Annotated in this window: 18 protein-coding genes; 10 read left to right on the top strand and 8 right to left on the bottom strand. The window is 66.1% G+C overall.

All coding sequences use genetic code 11. The features are described from left to right. Positions 1–71: 71 nt before the first annotated feature. Positions 72–374: a hypothetical protein gene (locus D9V32_RS07270; protein ID WP_121648241.1), complete on the bottom strand. Its 303-nt coding sequence runs from the start codon at positions 372–374 to the stop codon at positions 72–74. A 191-nt stretch (positions 375–565) separates the two neighbouring features. Further along, positions 566–2,005 carry an NAD(P)H-quinone dehydrogenase gene (locus tag D9V32_RS07265; protein WP_121648240.1) on the bottom strand — a complete coding sequence of 480 codons (1,440 nt, stop codon included), beginning with the start codon at positions 2,003–2,005 and terminating at the stop codon, positions 566–568. A 95-nt stretch (positions 2,006–2,100) separates the two neighbouring features. Between D9V32_RS07265 and D9V32_RS07260 the strand changes: the two genes are divergently transcribed. From D9V32_RS07260 to D9V32_RS16030, 4 genes are all read left to right on the top strand, one after another. Next, positions 2,101–2,934: a purine-nucleoside phosphorylase gene (locus tag D9V32_RS07260; protein ID WP_121648239.1), complete on the top strand. Its 834-nt coding sequence runs from the start codon at positions 2,101–2,103 to the stop codon at positions 2,932–2,934. A 199-nt stretch (positions 2,935–3,133) separates the two neighbouring features. Then, positions 3,134–4,822, top strand: coding sequence for a phospho-sugar mutase (locus D9V32_RS07255; RefSeq protein WP_121648238.1), 1,689 nt, complete (start codon positions 3,134–3,136; stop codon positions 4,820–4,822). A gap of 199 nt (positions 4,823–5,021) precedes the next feature. Next, on the top strand, positions 5,022–5,234 hold the full coding sequence (locus tag D9V32_RS16210) for a helix-turn-helix domain-containing protein (protein ID WP_183086219.1): 213 nt from the start codon (positions 5,022–5,024) through the stop codon (positions 5,232–5,234). Between the two features lie 179 nt (positions 5,235–5,413). Beyond that, positions 5,414–6,745, top strand: coding sequence for a HipA domain-containing protein (locus tag D9V32_RS16030; protein ID WP_183086218.1), 1,332 nt, complete (start codon positions 5,414–5,416; stop codon positions 6,743–6,745). Here D9V32_RS16030 and D9V32_RS07230 read toward each other — a convergent pair. The 4 genes from D9V32_RS07230 to D9V32_RS07215 form a co-directional block, all read right to left on the bottom strand. Beyond that, complete coding sequence (locus tag D9V32_RS07230; protein ID WP_121648439.1) at positions 6,742–7,014, bottom strand: PTS sugar transporter subunit IIB; 273 nt, start codon at positions 7,012–7,014, stop codon at positions 6,742–6,744. The genes D9V32_RS16030 and D9V32_RS07230 overlap by 4 nt on opposite strands. Positions 7,015–7,029: 15 nt before the next feature. Continuing rightward, positions 7,030–7,482 carry a PTS sugar transporter subunit IIA gene (locus D9V32_RS07225; RefSeq protein WP_121648235.1) on the bottom strand — a complete coding sequence of 151 codons (453 nt, stop codon included), beginning with the start codon at positions 7,480–7,482 and terminating at the stop codon, positions 7,030–7,032. Between the two features lie 84 nt (positions 7,483–7,566). After that, positions 7,567–8,691 (bottom strand): adenosine deaminase, encoded by a 1,125-nt coding sequence (locus D9V32_RS07220; RefSeq protein ID WP_121648234.1) that lies wholly within the window; start codon positions 8,689–8,691, stop codon positions 7,567–7,569. A 167-nt stretch (positions 8,692–8,858) separates the two neighbouring features. Next, positions 8,859–9,974, bottom strand: a complete 1,116-nt coding sequence (locus D9V32_RS07215; protein ID WP_121648233.1) for a mannose-1-phosphate guanylyltransferase — start codon at positions 9,972–9,974, stop codon at positions 8,859–8,861. Between the two features lie 279 nt (positions 9,975–10,253). Between D9V32_RS07215 and sdhC the strand changes: the two genes are divergently transcribed. From sdhC to D9V32_RS07185, 6 genes are all read left to right on the top strand, one after another. After that, positions 10,254–10,673, top strand: a complete 420-nt coding sequence (gene sdhC / locus D9V32_RS07210) for a succinate dehydrogenase, cytochrome b556 subunit (protein WP_281272131.1) — start codon at positions 10,254–10,256, stop codon at positions 10,671–10,673. 10 nt (positions 10,674–10,683) lie between these two features. Beyond that, positions 10,684–11,130, top strand: coding sequence for a succinate dehydrogenase hydrophobic membrane anchor subunit (locus D9V32_RS07205; RefSeq protein WP_121648231.1), 447 nt, complete (start codon positions 10,684–10,686; stop codon positions 11,128–11,130). Positions 11,131–11,169: 39 nt separating this feature from the next. Further along, positions 11,170–12,972, top strand: coding sequence for a succinate dehydrogenase flavoprotein subunit (gene sdhA / locus D9V32_RS07200; RefSeq protein WP_121648230.1), 1,803 nt, complete (start codon positions 11,170–11,172; stop codon positions 12,970–12,972). A gap of 2 nt (positions 12,973–12,974) precedes the next feature. After that, on the top strand, positions 12,975–13,736 hold the full coding sequence (locus D9V32_RS07195) for a succinate dehydrogenase iron-sulfur subunit (protein ID WP_121648229.1): 762 nt from the start codon (positions 12,975–12,977) through the stop codon (positions 13,734–13,736). A 91-nt stretch (positions 13,737–13,827) separates the two neighbouring features. Then, the gene (locus tag D9V32_RS07190) at positions 13,828–14,289 is read left to right on the top strand and encodes a hypothetical protein (protein ID WP_121648228.1); all 462 of its coding nucleotides are present in this window, start codon (positions 13,828–13,830) and stop codon (positions 14,287–14,289) included. Between the two features lie 42 nt (positions 14,290–14,331). Continuing rightward, positions 14,332–14,742 carry a VOC family protein gene (locus tag D9V32_RS07185; protein ID WP_121648227.1) on the top strand — a complete coding sequence of 137 codons (411 nt, stop codon included), beginning with the start codon at positions 14,332–14,334 and terminating at the stop codon, positions 14,740–14,742. 110 nt (positions 14,743–14,852) lie between these two features. Here D9V32_RS07185 and D9V32_RS07180 read toward each other — a convergent pair whose 3' ends face one another. Further along, positions 14,853–15,716 (bottom strand): DUF4190 domain-containing protein, encoded by an 864-nt coding sequence (locus D9V32_RS07180; RefSeq protein WP_121648226.1) that lies wholly within the window; start codon positions 15,714–15,716, stop codon positions 14,853–14,855. Between the two features lie 28 nt (positions 15,717–15,744). Then, the gene (gene ptsP / locus D9V32_RS07175; RefSeq protein ID WP_281272133.1) at positions 15,745–17,379 is read right to left on the bottom strand and encodes a phosphoenolpyruvate--protein phosphotransferase; all 1,635 of its coding nucleotides are present in this window, start codon (positions 17,377–17,379) and stop codon (positions 15,745–15,747) included. Positions 17,380–17,480: the final 101 nt, after the last annotated feature.

The following is a 17,480-nucleotide window of genomic DNA, read 5'->3' as shown; positions in this document are numbered from 1 at the left end:
CTCGGCTCGCACATCGGCGACCCGAGGTTTGTTTCGATACCATACCTCGGGAGCGGGTCACATTGCGAGGCCTAGGGGTGTGGCCCAACACCCAGCACGGTGATTTCCCGTGGGCCCGGGCCATACCGCCAGAGCAACCGCCAGGCCCCCGGGGTGTGGTGCTCCACATACGAGCCGAATACTCCCGCCCCCTCCTCGTCATTCACCGCGACGTGCTTATGGCTGCGCAGCGAGGGGTACCAGGGGTCGTTTGCGAGCTTTTCCAGCGCGAGCGTCACGCGCCGATGTTTCTTCCGCATCTGCGGGGATTCACGCAGATTATCCATCTCGCGCTGGCAGGCCGTTGAATAGCTAATTTCGAACTTCTGAACCACGGTGTTCCCTCCTCGATGTGATCGTTTCGATCAGCCTGAGGACGAAAGATTTGTAATACCCGTATGGCTAGACGGAGCCGCCGAAACATGGGCGAGATAACGCGGACAATACGGACAACACACCCCGGTGACAGCACGAAACCCCGCCACCACTACGGGTGGGCGGGGTTCCGGACGAGCTCCTGTTCGACCTAACCGACCCGGTGCATCGCCTTCGCGGCATCGGTGATCGAGCCCACGAGAGACGGGTACACCGCGAAGGCGGCGGCCACCTGGTCCACCGTCAGGCGGTGCTCCACGGCGAGCGCAAGCGGGAAGACCAGCTCGGAGGCCTTCGGGGCGACGATCACGCCGCCGAGCACGGCGCCGGATCCCACGCTCGCGAACAGCTTCACGAAGCCGTCCTTCAGACCCATCATCTTGGCACGGGGGTTGTGCGCGAGGGGCAGCTTATAGATCTCGCCCCGCACCTTGCCGTCCTCGATCTCCTTCTGGCTCCAGCCGACGGTCGCGATCTCCGGCTGGGTGAAGACGTTGGCCGCCACGTTGCGCAGCTCGATCGGGTTCACCGCGTCACCCTGGGAGTGATAGATCGCGGTGCGGCCCTGCATCGAAGCCACCGAGGCCAGCGGCAGGAAGGTGGTGCAGTCGCCGGCGGCGTAGATGTTCGGCACGGAGGTGCGGGCCACGCGGTTCACACGGATGTGACCGGTTTCGCTCATCAGCACCCCGGCCTCCTCGAGGCCGATACCCGCGGTGTTCGGGATCGAACCCACGGCGATCAGCGCGTGCGAGCCCGAGACGGTACGTCCATCGGAGAGCGTGGCCAGCACGCCATCGCCATCGCGCACCACGGAATCGGCGCGCGACTTGTTGAGCACGGTCATGCCGCCGCGCTTGAAGACCTTCTCGATCACGGCGGCCGCATCGGCGTCCTCGCCCGGGAGCACCTGGTCACGGCTAGAGATGAGGGTGACGGTGGAGCCCAGGGCCCGGTAGGCCGAGGCAAACTCGGCGCCGGTCACGCCGGAACCCACCACGATGAGGTGCTCGGGAACGGTCTTGAGGTTGTACAGCTGGGTCCAGGTGAGGATTCGCTCGCCATCGGGCTTCGCGGTGTCCAGAATACGGGGGCTCGCACCCACCGAGACGACGATGGTGTCGGCCTCAATGCGGTCGAAGTCAGCACCGGTGCCGCCGGACTCGGTCGAGGCGATCACGGCGTCGCGACCATCGAGGCGGCCATGGCCATCGATGATGGTCACCCCGGCCTCCACGAGCGCCTGGCGCATGTCTTCAGACTGCGCGTGCGCCATGCTCAGCAGGCGCTTGTTCACCGCGCCCAGGTTCACCGCCACCTCGGGCTGAATGGGCTTACCGGTGCTCTCATCCTGCGCATAAAAACGGACCCCGAGATCACTCGCGGTCCGGATGGCAGTGGTTGCCTCGGCGGTGGCAATCAGGGATTTCGAGGGGACAACGTCGGAGATGACGGCGGATCCGCCCACCCCGATCCGTTCGATCAGGGTCACCTCCGCGCCAAGCTGTGCGCCAGCCAGGGCAGCCTCGTAGCCGCCCGGGCCGCCACCGATTACCGCAATCTTTTGGGTGCGTTCAAAGTCGTAGACCATGACCTCCATTCTTGCAGGTGTACCGACCGGTTCAAAGTGAATTCGGCGCGCCCAAAAACCCGGCACGAAATCGGCGCTCCGGTTAGAGTGGGTACATGTCTGACACCACCACAAACCCGCTTCACGACCCCGCCGTATCCCCGCGGGAGATCGCAGCCCAGGCGGCCGCCCAGATCGCCGAAAAGACCGGCATCGCCTCCCACGACATCGCCCTGACCCTGGGCTCTGGCTGGGGCAAGGCCGCCGACCTCCTCGGCGAGACCGTCGCCGAGATTCCCGCCGAGGAGATCATCGGCTTCTCCAAGCCGGCCCTTCCCGGACACGGCGGAACCCTGCGTTCGATCCGTCTGGCTAACGGCAAGCACGCGCTGGTCATCGGCGCACGCACCCACTACTACGAGGGCCACGGCGTCCGCCGCACCGTCCACTCCGTCCGCACCGCCGCGGCCGCCGGGGCGAAGACCATGATCCTCACCAACGGTGCCGGAGGCATCAAGGACCACTGGACCCCGGGCACCCCGGTCCTGATCAGCGACCACATCAACCTCACCGCGGACTCCCCGCTCGAGGGTGCCACCTTCGTTGACCTCACCGACCTCTACTCGAAGCGCCTGCGCGACCTCGCACACACCATCGCCCCCGAGCTGGACGAGGGCGTGTACTGCCAGTTCCGCGGCCCGCACTACGAGACCCCCGCCGAGGTCCAGATGGCCAAGACCATCGGTGGCCACATCGTCGGTATGTCCACCGCGCTGGAGGCCATCGCCGCCCGCGAGGCCGGCATGGAAATTCTCGGAATGTCGCTCATCACCAACCTGGCCGCGGGCATCTCCGCGACCCCGCTGAGCCACGCCGAGGTCATCGAGGCCGGACAGGCCGCCGAGGCCAAGATCAGCGCACTGCTGGCGCAGATCGTGGCCGCTATCTAACGCACGCGTTACGGGAAACGGCTCGGACTCGGGCTGTAATCTAGCGCACGCGATGCGACAATCGGCGGCGGTGTGGGTTATCCACACCGCCGCCGTCCACGTTAACACCCCGCGTCACGGGGTGTTTTGCGCTCGTGCCGGTTAGCATGGGGACCATGCAAACTGCGACGATTACCCCGAGCCTGACCGGCGGACGCCGATGAGCGCCGAGACGACCGGTTCGATTCCGGTGTGCACCGATCTCCTTGAGCGCGCCGAGGCGTGGCTCGCCCAGGACCCGGATGCCGAAACCCGCGATGAGCTCTCCAGCATCCTGGAGGCCGTCCGCGGCGGAGACTCCGCCGCCCGAGCCGATCTCGCCGACCGCTTCGCCGGCCGGCTCGAGTTTGGCACCGCTGGCCTGCGTGGCCGCGTGGAGGCCGGCTCCAACCGAATGAACCGCGTCCTGGTCTCCCAGGCCGCGGCCGGCATCGGGGCGTTCCTGAACGCCCGTGGCGGAGACACCACCCCCAGCGTGGTCATCGGCTACGACGGCCGCAAAAACTCGGACGTCTTCGCGCGTGATAGCGCCGAGCTGCTCGCCGGCCTCGGCATTCGCGTCACCGTGCTGCCGCGCCCGCTGCCCACCCCGGTGCTCGCCTTCGCCGTGCGCCAGCTCGACACCAGCGCCGGCATCATGGTCACCGCGAGCCACAACCCGCCCGCGGACAACGGATACAAGGTGTACCTCGGCGATGAGGACGCCGGCTCGCAGATCGTCGCCCCGGTTGACGCCGAGATCGCCACCCAGATCCTGCGCGTGGCGACCGAGGAGCGCGTGCCCGACCTCCCCCGCTCCACCGAGTATGCGATCGCCGACGAGGCCGTCATTGACGCCTATGTGCGCGCCACCGCCACACTGGTAGACCAGACCCCGCAGCCCCTGCGCGTGGTGTACACCGCGATGCACGGCGTGGGTTGGGAAACCTTCGCCGCCGTGGTGGCCGAGGCCGGCCTGCCCGAGCCCATCGCCGTTGTCGCCCAGCGCGACCCGGATGCCGCGTTCCCCACGGTCGCCTTCCCGAACCCCGAGGAGCCCGGTGCCCTTGACCTCGCGATCGAGACCGCCCGCGAGCACGGTGCCGACCTCATCATCGCCAACGACCCGGACGCCGACCGCTGCTCGGTCGCGATTCCAGACACCTCGGCCCCCGGCGGCTACCGCCAGCTGACCGGTAATCAGATTGGCTGGTTGCTCGGCTGGCGTGCCGCCGAGCGCGCCCGTGCCGCCGGCCGCCACGGCGCACTGGCCTGCACGATCGTGTCCTCTCCGGCGCTGGCCGAAGTCGCCCGCCAGTATCAGCTCGACTTCTCCGAAACCCTCACCGGGTTCAAGTGGGTCTCCCGCGTTCCTCACCTGCTGTTCGGCTACGAGGAGGCCATCGGATACCTCGTCAACCCGGACACCGTGCACGACAAGGACGGAATCTCCGCCGGCCTCGCCGTGCTTGAGCTCGCCGGTGCCGCGGCCGAGGAGGGGCGCACCCTGGGCGACATGCTCGACGAGTTCGCCGCCCGCTTTGGCCACTTCGGCAGCGACCAGCTCTCGATCCGATTCACGAACCTCGCGCAGATCCCCGCCCTCATGGCACGCCTGCGCGAGACCCCGCCCGTCCTCCTGGGCAGCCGGGAGATCGTGAAGATCGAAGACCTCTCGATCGCAACGGCCACCCGCCCGGGCACCAACGCCCTGCGCTGGGAGCTCTCCGACGGTGCCCGCATCATGATCCGCCCGAGCGGCACCGAACCCAAGGTGAAGTTCTACCTCGACGTTCGCGGCGAGGATGCGAGCGTCCTCGACAGCCTGGTCGAGATCCGCGCCGACCTCACCGAGCTCGTCTCGGAGTAGCGCGAGCAACGCCGAGGGGCCGGGTGGATCACTCCACCCGGCCCCTTTTGCCCGTCCGGGCAAGCGCTCGGCCTCCTCTCTTGTTCGCTATTTCAAACATGGGTCCGATGTTCGCTTTACCTAACATCACCCTCATGTTAGATCTAACGAACATCTACGCCGTGTTGTTTTTATCTCATGGTTGAGCGTGGGAGGTACCGTGTTCATTCAGAAGCCCGCCGACCTGGCTCGGCTCATCAAAACGCAGCGCCAGACTCAGCGCCTCACCCAGCAGGACGTCGCCGACGCCGCCGGGATCACCCGGCAGTCGCTGGCGCGAATCGAGCGCGGCCACAGCGGCGTAGCATTCGACACCATTCTTCGCATCTTCGAGAAGCTCAGCATTCGACTCGACGCGGCCCCGGCCGATTAGACGCAGCACAGCGAGCCGAAGGCCTCCCCCCTCACCGCCCTGTGGTTTCAAACCTACGGGGGCGCGGCCGATCGGAATCCCGACAATGCTGCACCCGCGCTCGAGGATCAGGCCGCCCGCAGAGCCCAACTCAACGCGGCCATTCACGCCGGAGACCCGGATCGCGGGCGGGGGAAATAGTGGCCGATACCCTCGATATCTACCTCTACGAACGCCGTGTCGCCACCGTCACAAGACGGGGCGCGAATCTGCAGTTGCGCTATCTGCCGGACTACGTTGACAGCGAGTCCCCCGTTCCGATCTCGGTGCAACTCCCCGTGATCGCGGGCGTCGCGCCGAGCGAAACGACACGGAGGTTCCTCGAGAACCTCCTCCCGGACCGCCCCGATGTCAAAACCAGGTGGGCACGCGAGGCAAAACTCACCAGCGATAGCGCGTTCGATCTACTCTCCGTCTACGGAGCCGACGTCGCCGGTGCCCTCGAGTTCTCCCCCCACAACATTCCCGCACGCACCGAGGCCGAGCTCTCGCCGGCCACCGACGAAACGATTGCGGTGCGCATCCGCCAGATCAGAAACGATGACTCCGACTGGCGTGAACACCGGGAAGTTGGCAACGGATTCTCTCTCGGTGGTACCCAGGGGAAGTTCGCCCTGGCCCGGCACGACGGCCGCTGGTTCGACCCCACTGGTCGCCACCCCTCCACCCATATTTTCAAACCCGGCGTACACGCCCTCACGGGGTCTGATGTCACCGAGCACATCACCATGCGGGTGGCGCGAACGCTGGGCCTGAACGTGGCGAATACCGAAATTGGCATCTTCAACGATGAGCACGTGCTGATCGTTGAGCGCTTCGACCGCCTTCCTACCCCGGGCTCCTCCGTGCGGATCCACCAGGAAGACCTCGCCCAGGCCACGGGCACCTCATTTATCAACAAGTTCGAGCGAGATGCGGGGCCCACCTATCCCGACATCTTTGCGAGCCTCGATCGCGATCTCGCGCCGGAACAGGCGAAGACTGCAAAGCGACACTTTGCGGAAAGCCTCGTTTTCTCCTGGATCATCGGCCACAATGACGGCCACTCGAAGAACTACTCACTCACCCACCTGCCCGATCAGTCATTTCTCTCGCCGCTCTATGACCTCAACACGGCACTCCCCTTCGAGCTGCCAAATCTGGTACTGGCCAAGGACTACAGGGCCTATGACGGGGTGCAGCTCGCGTTCGGTGTGGGTGGTGCAGCGACAATCGGCGAGTTCGGTACGGAGAGCCTCCGCCTCCTCGAACGGGATTCCGCGCTGCCTAACGGCTACCTCGACGATTTCGCGCTGGGAATCGCGGCGCGTCTGCAACCGGCGGTCGCAGAGGCCATCGAGACCCTGCCCGAGCCGCTGAAGCAGATCCCGGCGGTACGGCTCTATCCGTATGCGACCTTTGCCCAGACACTGCGCGTGCGGGACGTTCTCTACGCCCCAGCAGATGGTTTCGCTCAGCGGACGGGCCGCTAGCTCAGGGCTTCCTCGAGCTTTTCGGCCAGCTCGTCGAGATCAAAGTAGTTGTTCACCACGATGATTTCCGCGTAGGTCTTGCCGATCGCGTGCACGAGCTCGGGTGAGGTGAGGATGATCTGAGCGTCCGCGGCGGCGGTCTGGACCGAGGCGGCGTCGCTCGCGGTCACCGTGGCCTCGCGGCCCAGGCGTGCCAGCGCACGCTCGGCGTTCACCTTGAGGATGCCGGATGTTCCCACCCCGGCACCACAGATTGCAACGATGTGCATCATGGTTGACCCCCTCTATTCGGCGGCGCGCGCCCCGAGAATCTCGCGAACACGCTCCGCAGTGGGGGCTGCCGCGAGGGCGGGGATCGAGTCGGCATTGTTGAAGACGTTGGCGAGCTCGGCCACGGTGGTGACGTGCTCCTCGGTGCCGGTCACGGCAAGACCAATCAGGACGTTCACCGGATCGTTGTGCGGGTGGCCGAAGACCACGGGCTCAGCAAGGGTCACGACGGCGATGCCGGAGCGCAGCACGTCGGGGCCTGGCCGGGCGTGGGCGAGGGCGAGGCCCGGAGCGATCACCACGTAGGCGCCAAACTCCTCGATGACCTCGATCATGCGATCGGCGTAGGCCTCGGTCGTGAAGCCGCCCTCGGTCAGGGCGTCGCCGGCCAGCCGGACCGCGCCACGCCAGTCACCTGCGCCCGCGTGCAGGTTGATCGCGGCGTCGGGGAGCGGGGGTAGCGGCATGGGATCCTCACTGAATCACGATGGAGCGGCGGTCTGATAACTCCAGGCTATCGGTTCTCGCCGCCGGAATTGGGAGAACTCACGCTAAGCATCCGCGGCGGCGTCGAAACCTGCACGAATGCGCTCGGTCAGATATTCGCGGTCCTCGGTGGGCATGAACGCCGCGGCGGCCGCGTTCAGCTGGAAAATCTCGAGGTCTTCGAGGTCGTATTCGAATGCGTCGGCGAGCAGCGCGAGCTCACGGGTAAGCGAGGTACCGGTGACCGTGCGGTTATCCACATTGACCGTCACGCTGAAACCCAGCTGATACAGGAGGTCGAACGGGTGGTCCTCGAGCTCATCTCCCCAGGCGTCGATCGCGCCGGTCTGGAGGTTGGAGGATGGGCTCAGCTCGAGCGCGATCTCGCGGTCGTTGATCCAGTGGGCAAGCTCCCCCATGGTCACGTACGTGTTGTCACCCTCGGTACGACGGATCTCGATGTCCTCGGCCAGGCGCACACCGTGGCCGATGCGCAGCGCGCGGCCGTCAAAGAGCGCGCCGCGAATGGAGTCGAGGCCCGCGGCCTCGCCGGCGTGCACCGTGACCGGGAAGTGGTTCTGCGCCAGGTAGTCGAAGGCGAGACGGTGCCGTGCGGGCGGGAAGCCATCCTCCGCACCGGCGATGTCGAAACCAACCACGCCCCGCTCGCGGTGGCGCACCGCGAGTTCGGCGATTTCCAGGGCTCGATCGGCGTGACGCATCGCGGTGATGAGCTGCCCCACCTCGATCTCACGGCCACCGCGGCGCACATCATCCACGCCGCGTTCGAGACCCTGCTCGACGGCCTCCACGGCACGATCCAGGGTCAGGCCACCGCGCAGGTGCTGCTCGGGTGCCCAGCGGATCTCGGCATAGATCACACCGTCCTCGGCGAGGTCGTGCACGAACTCACGCGCGACCCGGGCGAGGGCATCGGCCGTCTGCAGCACGGAGATCGTGAGGTCAAAGGTTTCGAGGTAGGCGGGAAGATTTCCGGCGCTGGCCTGGTCGATGAACCACTCGGCGAGCTCCTCGGCCGTGTCCACCGGGGGTTCCACACCGGCGGCCGCGGCGAGATCCAGAATGGTCTGCGGGCGTACGCCGCCGTCCAGGTGATCGTGCAGCGACACCTTGGGCAGCGCCCGCAGGTTGATGCCGCCGGGCAGGGTGTAGTTATCCGAGGTACTCACCCGGCAAAGTCTACCCGCGACATCCCCGAAACGACAGGGCAAATCGAGCACCGTTCATCGAGGCGTCGCTCCCCCACGGCGAGCCTGAACGCCCGCTGATCTCGGGGTGCAAAAAGCCCGCGCAGGCGGGTGGGCGTGCGCGGGCTTCTAAGCTGTCCTGGTTAGTCCTACAGCAGGTCGTTCCGACCGGAGATCTTCAGCGCATCCACGACGGACTTCACGCGCTGGGCGTGCTCGCTGGTGGTGACCAGCAGGGCGTCCGGGGTATCCACCACGACGATGTTCTTCACACCGATGAGGCTGATGACGCGATCGGTTTCGCTCACCACAATGCCGCTCGAGGCATCCGCCAGGACGCGTGCATTTTCACCCAGGATGGCGAGGTCTCCGCCGGCACCGCCGGTGTTGAGCTTGGCGAGCGAGGCGAAGTCGCCCACATCGTCCCACTTGAATGCGCCGGGAATCACCGCGAGGCGACCGGCGGCAGCGGCGGGCTCGGCCACCGAGTAGTCGATCGCGATCTTCTTGAGCGTGGGCCAGATGCGGTCCACCGCGGGGCCACGCGTTGCGGGGTCATCCCAGGCTGCCGCGAGCTCCACGATTGCGGCGCGAAGCTCCGGTTCGGTACGACCCAGTTCCTCAAGTAGCACGTCGGCACGGGTGATGAACATTGCGGCGTTCCACAGGTATCCACCATCGGCGAGGTACTCCTGGGCGCGGGCGAGGTCGGGCTTCTCGACGAAGCACTCCACCGCGTGGGCGCTCGGAGCATCGGTGATGTTGAGCTCCTCGGCCACCTTGATGTAGCCAAAGCCCACCGCGGGTTCGGTGGGGGTGATGCCGATCGCGGCAATATAGCCCGCATCGGCCGCGTGCACGGCCTCGGAGACCGCGGATCGGAAGAGGCGGTCGCCGCTGATCACGTGGTCGGCGGCAAAGGATCCGATGATGACGTCGGGGTCGCGGCGCACCAGGATGGCGGCGGCGAGGGCAATGGCCACGGTGGATTCACGGGGATCGGCCTCGAGCACGATGTTCTCATCGGCGAGGCCCGGCAGCTGAGATTCTACGGCGGCACGGTGAGCACGACCGGTGACGACCATGATGCGCTGGTCGCCGCCGATGGGTGCGAGGCGGTCCCAGGTGGCGCGGAGCAGGGTCGAGCCGGAACCGGTCAGGTCGTGCAGGAACTTCGGCGCATCGGCGCGGGAGAGCGGCCACAGACGAGACCCCACACCCCCGGCCGGAATCACGCTAAAGAAGCGATCGAGTGCGGGTTTCATGGTTCCAGGGTAGCCGGAGCGCGCCCCGGGTGCTGGCAGTTAGCCCCGGCGAGGCGAAACCGTGCCGCATCCCGGGGTTCTGTCGCGACACCCAGACACTTATTTACGGCCATTTTCCGCGCGTGTACCGGGACCAGCCCAGAACTGTTCACCCGGGCTAAGGGTCTCCTAAGCGGTAACCGACTCATTGTCGACATAGGATGTCCATAGCGCCTAAAAGACGCACGACGGCTCGTGTGGCTGTCGACCGAGGCTTCGACGATTATGGGAGGGCTGTTCGTGTCAGTGCAGACTGCAGGGACTCCACCGAAGGCATCAAAAAAGAAACCGCGCCCCGCGGGCACGCTGTACCGCGGCAATGAGGGAATGTGGTCCTGGGTATTCCACCGCATTACCGGCGTCGCGATCTTCTTTTTCCTATTGGTACACGTACTCGATACCGCGCTGGTGCGGGTATCCCCCGAGGCGTATGACGCCGTGATTGGCACCTACCAGACCCCGATCATGGGCCTCGGTGAGGTCGGCCTCGTTGGTGCGATCGTGTTCCACGCCTTCAACGGTTTGCGGATCATCCTGGTGGACTTCTGGTCCAAGGGCACCCGCTATCAGAAGCTGATGTTCTGGATCGTGATCGGCCTGTGGGTCATCACCATGCTCGCCTTCGTGCCGCGGCACCTGACCAACGTGTTCAGCCACTAGGAGGCCCGCCATGACTACTACTGAAATCGCGGCACCCCGCTCCCCGCGCACCCGTGGAAACGGCACCAACTGGGAAAAGTGGGGCTGGCTCTACATGCGCGTCTCCGGCGTTGTGCTGGTCGTGCTGATCTTCGGTCACCTCTTCGTGAACCTCTGGCAGGGCACCGGCGTCTCCGCCATCAACTTCGCCTTCGTGGCCGGCAAGTGGGCCGATCCGTTCTGGAAGTGGTGGGACGTCACGATGCTGTGGCTCGCACTCATCCACGGCGGCAACGGCATGCGCACCATCGTGAACGACTACGCTCGCGGCCGCACCACCCGTGGCATCCTCAAGATCGCGATCCTCGCCGCCGTCGCGCTGCTGATCATCCTCGGCACGCTCGTGGTCTTCACCTTCGACCCGTGCCTCGGAAACCCGTCCTCCGACGCCCTGATTCAGATGTGTGCCGCCAAGTAGCGGCGCACCCTCACAAAATCACACACATTGGATAATTCTGTGACGAACAACACCCAGGGCTCCACCGTCGTAGACGGGGTCCACTACCACCAGTTCGACATCGTGATCATCGGTGCCGGCGGTGCCGGCATGCGTGCCGCCATCGAGGCCGGCCCGAACGCCAAGACCGCCGTCATCTCCAAGCTCTACCCGACCCGCTCGCACACCGGTGCGGCCCAGGGCGGCATGGCCGCCGCCCTCGCCAACGTCGAGGAAGACTCCTGGGAGTGGCACACCTTCGACACGATCAAGGGTGGCGATTACCTGGTAGACCAGGACGCCGCCGAGATCCTCGCGAAGGAGGCCATCGACGCGGTCATCGACCTTGAGAACATGGGCCTGCCCTTCAACCGCACCCCCGAGGGCAAGATCGACCAGCGCCGCTTCGGCGGTCACACCCGCGACCACGGTAAGGCCCCGGTTCGCCGTGCCTGCTACGCGGCCGACCGCACCGGCCACATGATCCTGCAGACGCTGTACCAAAACTGCGTCAAGCACGGCATCAACTTCTTCAACGAGTTCTACGTACTCGACCTCATCATGACCGAGGTAGACGGCGTCAAGCAGCCCTCCGGTGTGGTCGCCTACGACCTCTCCACCGGTGAGCTGCACGTCTTCCAGGCAAAGGCCATGATCTTCGCCACCGGTGGCTTCGGCAAGATCTACAAGACCACCTCCAACGCGCACACCCTCACCGGTGACGGTGTCGGCATCATCTGGCGCAAGGGCCTCCCGCTGGAGGACATGGAGTTCTTCCAGTTCCACCCGACCGGCCTCGCCGGCCTCGGCATCCTCCTCACCGAGGGTGCCCGCGGTGAGGGCGCGATCCTGCGTAACGCCTCGGGTGAGCGCTTCATGGAGCGCTACGCCCCCACCATCAAGGACCTCGCCCCGCGTGACATCGTCGCCCGCTGCATGGTTCAGGAGGTGGCCGAGGGCCGCGGTGCCGGCCCGCACAAGGACTACGTGTACCTCGACTGCACCCACCTCGGGGCCGAGGTCCTCGAGACCAAGCTGCCCGACATCACCGAGTTCGCCCGCACCTACCTCGGTGTCGACCCGGTGGTGGAACCCGTGCCCGTGATGCCCACCGCGCACTACGCCATGGGTGGTATCCCCACCAACGTCAAGGCCGAGGTGCTGCGCGACAACACCACCGTCGTGCCCGGCCTGTACGCCGCCGGCGAGTGCGCCTGCGTGTCCGTGCACGGCTCGAACCGTCTGGGCACCAACTCGCTGCTCGACATCAACGTGTTTGGTAAGCGCGCCGGTAACAACGCCGTCGAGTACGTCAAGACCGCCGAGTTCGTGCCGCTGCCCGAAGACCCCGCCAAGGAGGTGCGCGAGCTCCTCGAGCACGTGCGCACCGGCACCGGCACCGAGCGCGTGGCCGTTCTCCGCAAGGAGCTGCAGGACCACATGGACCGCGGTGCCCAGGTGTTCCGCACCGATGAGTCGCTCGCCGAGGTCACCGAGACCATCCACCAGCTGCGCGAACGCTATAAGAACATCAGCGTGCAGGACAAGGGCAAGCGTTTCAACACCGACCTGCTCGAAGCCATCGAGCTGGGCTTCCTGCTCGACCTCGCCGAGGTCGTGGTGTTCTCCGCCCGCAACCGCAAGGAGAGCCGCGGCGGCCACATGCGCGACGACTACCCCAAGCGCGACGACGAAAACTACATGCAGCACACCATGGCGTACCTGAGCGGCGACCCGCACTCCGCCGACGCCGGTGACCACATCACGCTCGACTGGAAGCCCGTGGTCATTACCCGCTACCAGCCGATGGAGAGGAAGTACTAATCGTGGCTACCGCTACCGCAGAGAAGCCGCCGGCAGCAGCCGACGCCGTTCCGTCCTTCACCGTCACCCTCATCATCCGCCGGTTTGACCCGGAGGTAGACGAGGAGCCGCGCTGGCAGGACTTCGACGTTGAGCTCTACGGCACCGACCGCGTGCTCGACGCCCTGCACAAGATCAAGTGGGAACAGGACGGCTCGCTGACCTTCCGCCGCTCCTGCGCCCACGGCATCTGCGGCTCGGATGCCATGCGCATCAACGGCCGCAACCGCCTCGCCTGCAAGACCCTGATCAAGGACCTCGACATCACGAAGCCCATCTACGTGGAGGCCATCAAGGGCCTGCCGCTGGAGAAGGACCTCGTGGTCGACATGGAGCCCTTCTTCGAGTCCTTCCGCGAGGTGCAGCCGTTCCTGCAGGCCAACTCGACTCCGGGCAATGGTAAGGAGCGCGTGCAGTCGGTAGCCGACCGTGCCCGCTTCGACGACACCACCAAGTGCATCCTGTGCGCCGCGTGCACCTCGTCCTGCCCCGTGTTCTGGACCGACGGCCAGTACTTCGGCCCCGCCGCGATCGTGAACGCCCACCGCTTCATCTTCGACTCCCGCGACGACCAGGCCAAGGTACGCCTCGACATCCTCAACGACAAGGAGGGTGTGTGGCGCTGCCGCACCACCTTCAACTGCTCCGAGGCCTGCCCCCGCGGCATCCAGGTCACCCAGGCCATCGCCGAGGTCAAGTCGGCGATCATGCGCGGGAAGCCGTAGCCGCAACCGTAACCCAGGTCAGCACGCCCCGATCCACCCGGATCGGGGCGTTCTGCGTTCCCTGTAGGCTGGGACCGTCGAAAGGGACACCATGACCGCCACCGCCGCCAGCGCCCACCGCAAGAAGCTGGTGCCCCGCATCATTCTGACCGTCGCCCTGTTCTGGGCCCTCGTCTGCGCGGGTGTCCCTGGCCCCGTCCCGATCCAGTTCGGCGGGAATGACGCACCGGCGGCCGGCGGCGTGCCCACCTGGTACGTGGCGATCGCGATCGGGCTGATCATGCTCGTGACCATCTGGGCGTTCCGCACCGGCCACGCAACCCGCACCCCCGATCAGCGCCGCGGCGACCTCGCTGCCCTACTGATCGCGCAAAACCTCTTCGGCTTTGCCCTGGTGCTGGTGGGCGGCAGCCCCGCGCTCGATCTGCCGGTGTCCTGGCTTCCGCTGGCCGCCGCCATCGTGGCCGCAACCATCGGGTACTTCGTGACCCATCGCATCGTGGATACCAATCCCGATACTGCCCCTTCCGTGTCGGAGGAGACGGGTTCATAATCGAATCAGTGAGCAGCACGCTCCTGACCGAGAGGACCGACAATGACCGTCTCCCTGAACCCCTACATCAACTTCCGCGGCCAGGCGCGTGCGGCGCTTGAGTTTTACCACGGCATCTTCGGCGGCGAGCTGACCCTCACCACCTTTGGCGAAGCCGGCATGCCGGTTGACCCCTCGGATGCCGACAAGATCATGCACGGCATGATCGTGACCCCGGGTGGCCTCACCCTGATGGTCTCCGATACCCCCGCATACATGGAGCTCACCGTGGGTGACAACGTCTCGGTGTCGCTCTCCGGCCCGGACGCCGATGAGCTGCGCGGCTACTGGGAGGGACTGCTGCCCGGTGCCACCGTGCAGGCCCCGCTCGAAACCGCTCCCTGGGGTGACACCTTCGGCATGCTAGTCGACTCCTTCGGGATCGGCTGGCTGGTGAACATCACCGCGTCCTAGTCGCGGTTTCTCGCGCGAGGCCCGCTACGCCGGCCGCAAGCGCGCTGGCACACGTGAAACGCAGAACGGCCCCGTCCTCATCAAGGACGGGGCCGTTCTGGCAACGTGCGCTAGCGGATTGCGACGAGGCTTCCCTCATGGTTGCCACCGGCGTTCACCAGCAGCGTGCCATCCGCGGCCGCGGGGATCTCGAGTGCAATGTTTCCACTCACCGAAGCTCCGGGCTCCATCACGTCGATCAGCGGAAGCATCGGTTCGGGGGCGATCGCGAAGGTATCTTCCATCTCAAGGATCTCGCCGGCGGCGGTGACATAGCGCACGCCCACCTGCAGCGGGGTGCCCTGGGCACTTCCGGTGTAGGTGACCGTATAGTTCACGACGGCGTAGGCGTTCCCCGCCTCCGGCTCGAAGTTCTCCTCGTCGGCGGCGAGTACCTCGGCGGTTTGGTTGGGCGTGAACGAATTGATCACGACGGTGTAGTCGGTACCCACGATCGAGGTGCCGAGAGCCACCGGTGCACCGGTGGCCTCGACCCGGTTTTCGGTTCCGTTCTCGGAGGTCGCATCGGGAGCGGGAAGCGCGGTTGCCGGGCTCTGGAGACGGTCGTACTCCTTCACAAACGACCCGGCCAAGAGCGAGAATAAAACGGTGACGAGCACGTTGATGATCACAGCCACGGCACCGAGGATGAGACCGGTCAGGCCGAAACGCTTGGGCTGACGCATCACGAGGGCGACGATTCCGACGATCACCGCGATGGCACCAACCATGATCCCAACCACGGGGAGGAAGGACAGCAGCAGCGCCACGATACCGATAATCAGTGCCGTGATCGCGATGCCCTTGGCGACCGGTGCCGGTGCATTCTGAGAGGGCGGGTACTGGCCATTCTGCGGGTACTGCGGGCTCTGCGCGTACTGCGGCTGCGAGTAGGGCGGCTGTTCGGGCGGGGGTGGTGCATCAAAGTTACTCATCTTAGGCACGATGGTACCCGCTGGGTGTCTAACCGTCGAGCATTACCTGTCTTGCCTCGGCCGGGGTGGATGCCGCGAGTGCCCGTGTCGCGAGTAGTCGTGCGTGTTCGAGGGTGTGCTGCCGCAGCTCGGTCCGGACATCGGCGAGCGCTTCCGGCGTCATCGAGAGTGAGGTCACGCCGAGCCCGACGAGAACCACCGCGAGAAGCGGATCGGCGGCCGCCTCGCCACAGACGCCCACGGGTTTTCCGGACTGCCCACCGGCGTCGCCGATCATGCGAATGAGGCGCAGCACGGCGGGGTGCCAGGGGTCCTGATAATCGGCAAGCGCACCCAGCTGGCGATCCGCGGCGAGGGTGTACTGGGTGAGATCGTTCGTACCGATCGAGATGAAGTCGGCGATGCCGAGGATCTGGGCGGCCAGCAGCGCGGCCGACGGAACCTCCGCCATAACCCCGGCGGTGCGCAGCCCGAGTTCGCGCGCCAACAGGACAAACCCCGCGGTTTCGGCGGCATCGGCCACCATCGGTGCCATCACCCGCACCTCGGCGCTGGTCGCGTCTGCTGCGATTGCGAGGGCACGCAGCTGGTTACGCAGGATCGTATTGTCTTCTCGGAAGGCGCGCAGCCCGCGCGCACCCAGTGCGGGATTGGGTTCGTCACTTCGTGCCGGCAGAAAGGCCAGTGGCTTATCGGCACCGGCATCCAGCGTGCGCACGATGACGCGGCGACCCGGAAATTCCTCAAAGATTCCGCGATAGTGCTCGACCTGCTCGGCGATACTCGGCGCGGTTTCGGCATCGAGGAAGAGGAGTTCGGTACGCAGGAGACCCACCCCCTCGGCCCCGAGCTCGCGGGCACGCGGGGCCTCGGCGGCGGCGGTGAGGTTTGCCATCAGCGGGATGGGGGTGTCATCGGCGAGGGTACCGGGGCCGATCGGAACCTTGGATCGGCGCCGCCCGAGCCGCCTTCGGGCGGCCTGAATCTCGGAATCCTCGGGCTCGATGGTAACGGTGCCCTCGGCGGCGTCCAGCAGTACCTCGGTGCCATCACTGAGGGCATCCAGACTCCCCACTCCGACCACGGCGACGATGGACTTCGCCCGCGCGAGAATCGCGGTGTGCGAGGTGGGGCTTCCCCCGCTGGTGATCAGGCCGAGGACCTTGCCAAGGTTGAGGCCCACGGTGTCGGCGGGGGCAAGGTCGTGCGCGACGAGGATGAAGGGGGTATCCGATTCGGGCACCCCGGGCATCGCAACACCGCGCAGGTGGGCGATGGTGCGCTGCGAGAGATCGCCGAGGTCGCTCGCGCGTTCGGCCATGTAGCCGCCCATGGAGAGCAGCATCTGCTGGAAGGTGTGGAAGGCCTCGAAGATTGCCCGCTCGGCGGTTTTCTGGGCGGCAATACGGGAGCGCACATCGGTGAGGAGAGAGGGATCCTGGGCCATCTGCGCCTGCGCCTCGAGCACCGCGCGAGCCTCCCCGGTGGAGTGTTCGGCGTGCCGGGTCAGATCGGCGGCGGTGGCGAGGAGGGCTTCCTCGGCACGCGCGAACTCCCAGGCGGCGGTATTGCTGCGCGGGCGTTCGGAGGGTTCGGGCAACGGCTCGGGCATGCGAAGCACCGGTCCGGTCACGACTCCTCGACCGACTCCCACCCCCTGCACGCGTACTCCGGGCACTCTTCTCCGCTCTCGCTTTTGTTTCAGCCTAGGCCAGGTGGCGCGGGAGTGCCCACTTCGGCCCGGTTTCCCGGTTACAGTAGGGG

It is taken from the genome of Mycetocola tolaasinivorans (genome assembly GCF_003667565.1).
In the GTDB taxonomy this organism is placed as follows: domain Bacteria; phylum Actinomycetota; class Actinomycetes; order Actinomycetales; family Microbacteriaceae; genus Mycetocola; species Mycetocola tolaasinivorans.
Note: the sequence above shows the minus strand (reverse complement) of the source record. Positions and strands in the feature narration are given on the sequence as shown.

Bases quoted from the DNA above. Each gene is read 5' to 3' on its own strand.
- D9V32_RS07265 (WP_121648240.1), bottom strand. From the start codon at position 2,005: ATGGTCTACGACTTTGAACGCACCCAAAAGATTGCGGTAATCGGTGGC.
- D9V32_RS07230 (WP_121648439.1), bottom strand. From the start codon at position 7,014: ATGCACATCGTTGCAATCTGTGGTGCCGGGGTGGGAACATCCGGCATC.
- D9V32_RS07225 (WP_121648235.1), bottom strand. From the start codon at position 7,482: ATGCCGCTACCCCCGCTCCCCGACGCCGCGATCAACCTGCACGCGGGC.
- D9V32_RS07185 (WP_121648227.1), top strand. From the start codon at position 14,332: ATGACCGTCTCCCTGAACCCCTACATCAACTTCCGCGGCCAGGCGCGT.
- D9V32_RS07260 (WP_121648239.1), top strand. From the start codon at position 2,101: ATGTCTGACACCACCACAAACCCGCTTCACGACCCCGCCGTATCCCCG.
- D9V32_RS07255 (WP_121648238.1), top strand. From the start codon at position 3,134: ATGAGCGCCGAGACGACCGGTTCGATTCCGGTGTGCACCGATCTCCTT.
- D9V32_RS07190 (WP_121648228.1), top strand. From the start codon at position 13,828: ATGACCGCCACCGCCGCCAGCGCCCACCGCAAGAAGCTGGTGCCCCGC.
- D9V32_RS07180 (WP_121648226.1), bottom strand. From the start codon at position 15,716: ATGAGTAACTTTGATGCACCACCCCCGCCCGAACAGCCGCCCTACTCG.
- D9V32_RS07215 (WP_121648233.1), bottom strand. From the start codon at position 9,974: ATGAAACCCGCACTCGATCGCTTCTTTAGCGTGATTCCGGCCGGGGGT.
- D9V32_RS07205 (WP_121648231.1), top strand. From the start codon at position 10,684: ATGACTACTACTGAAATCGCGGCACCCCGCTCCCCGCGCACCCGTGGA.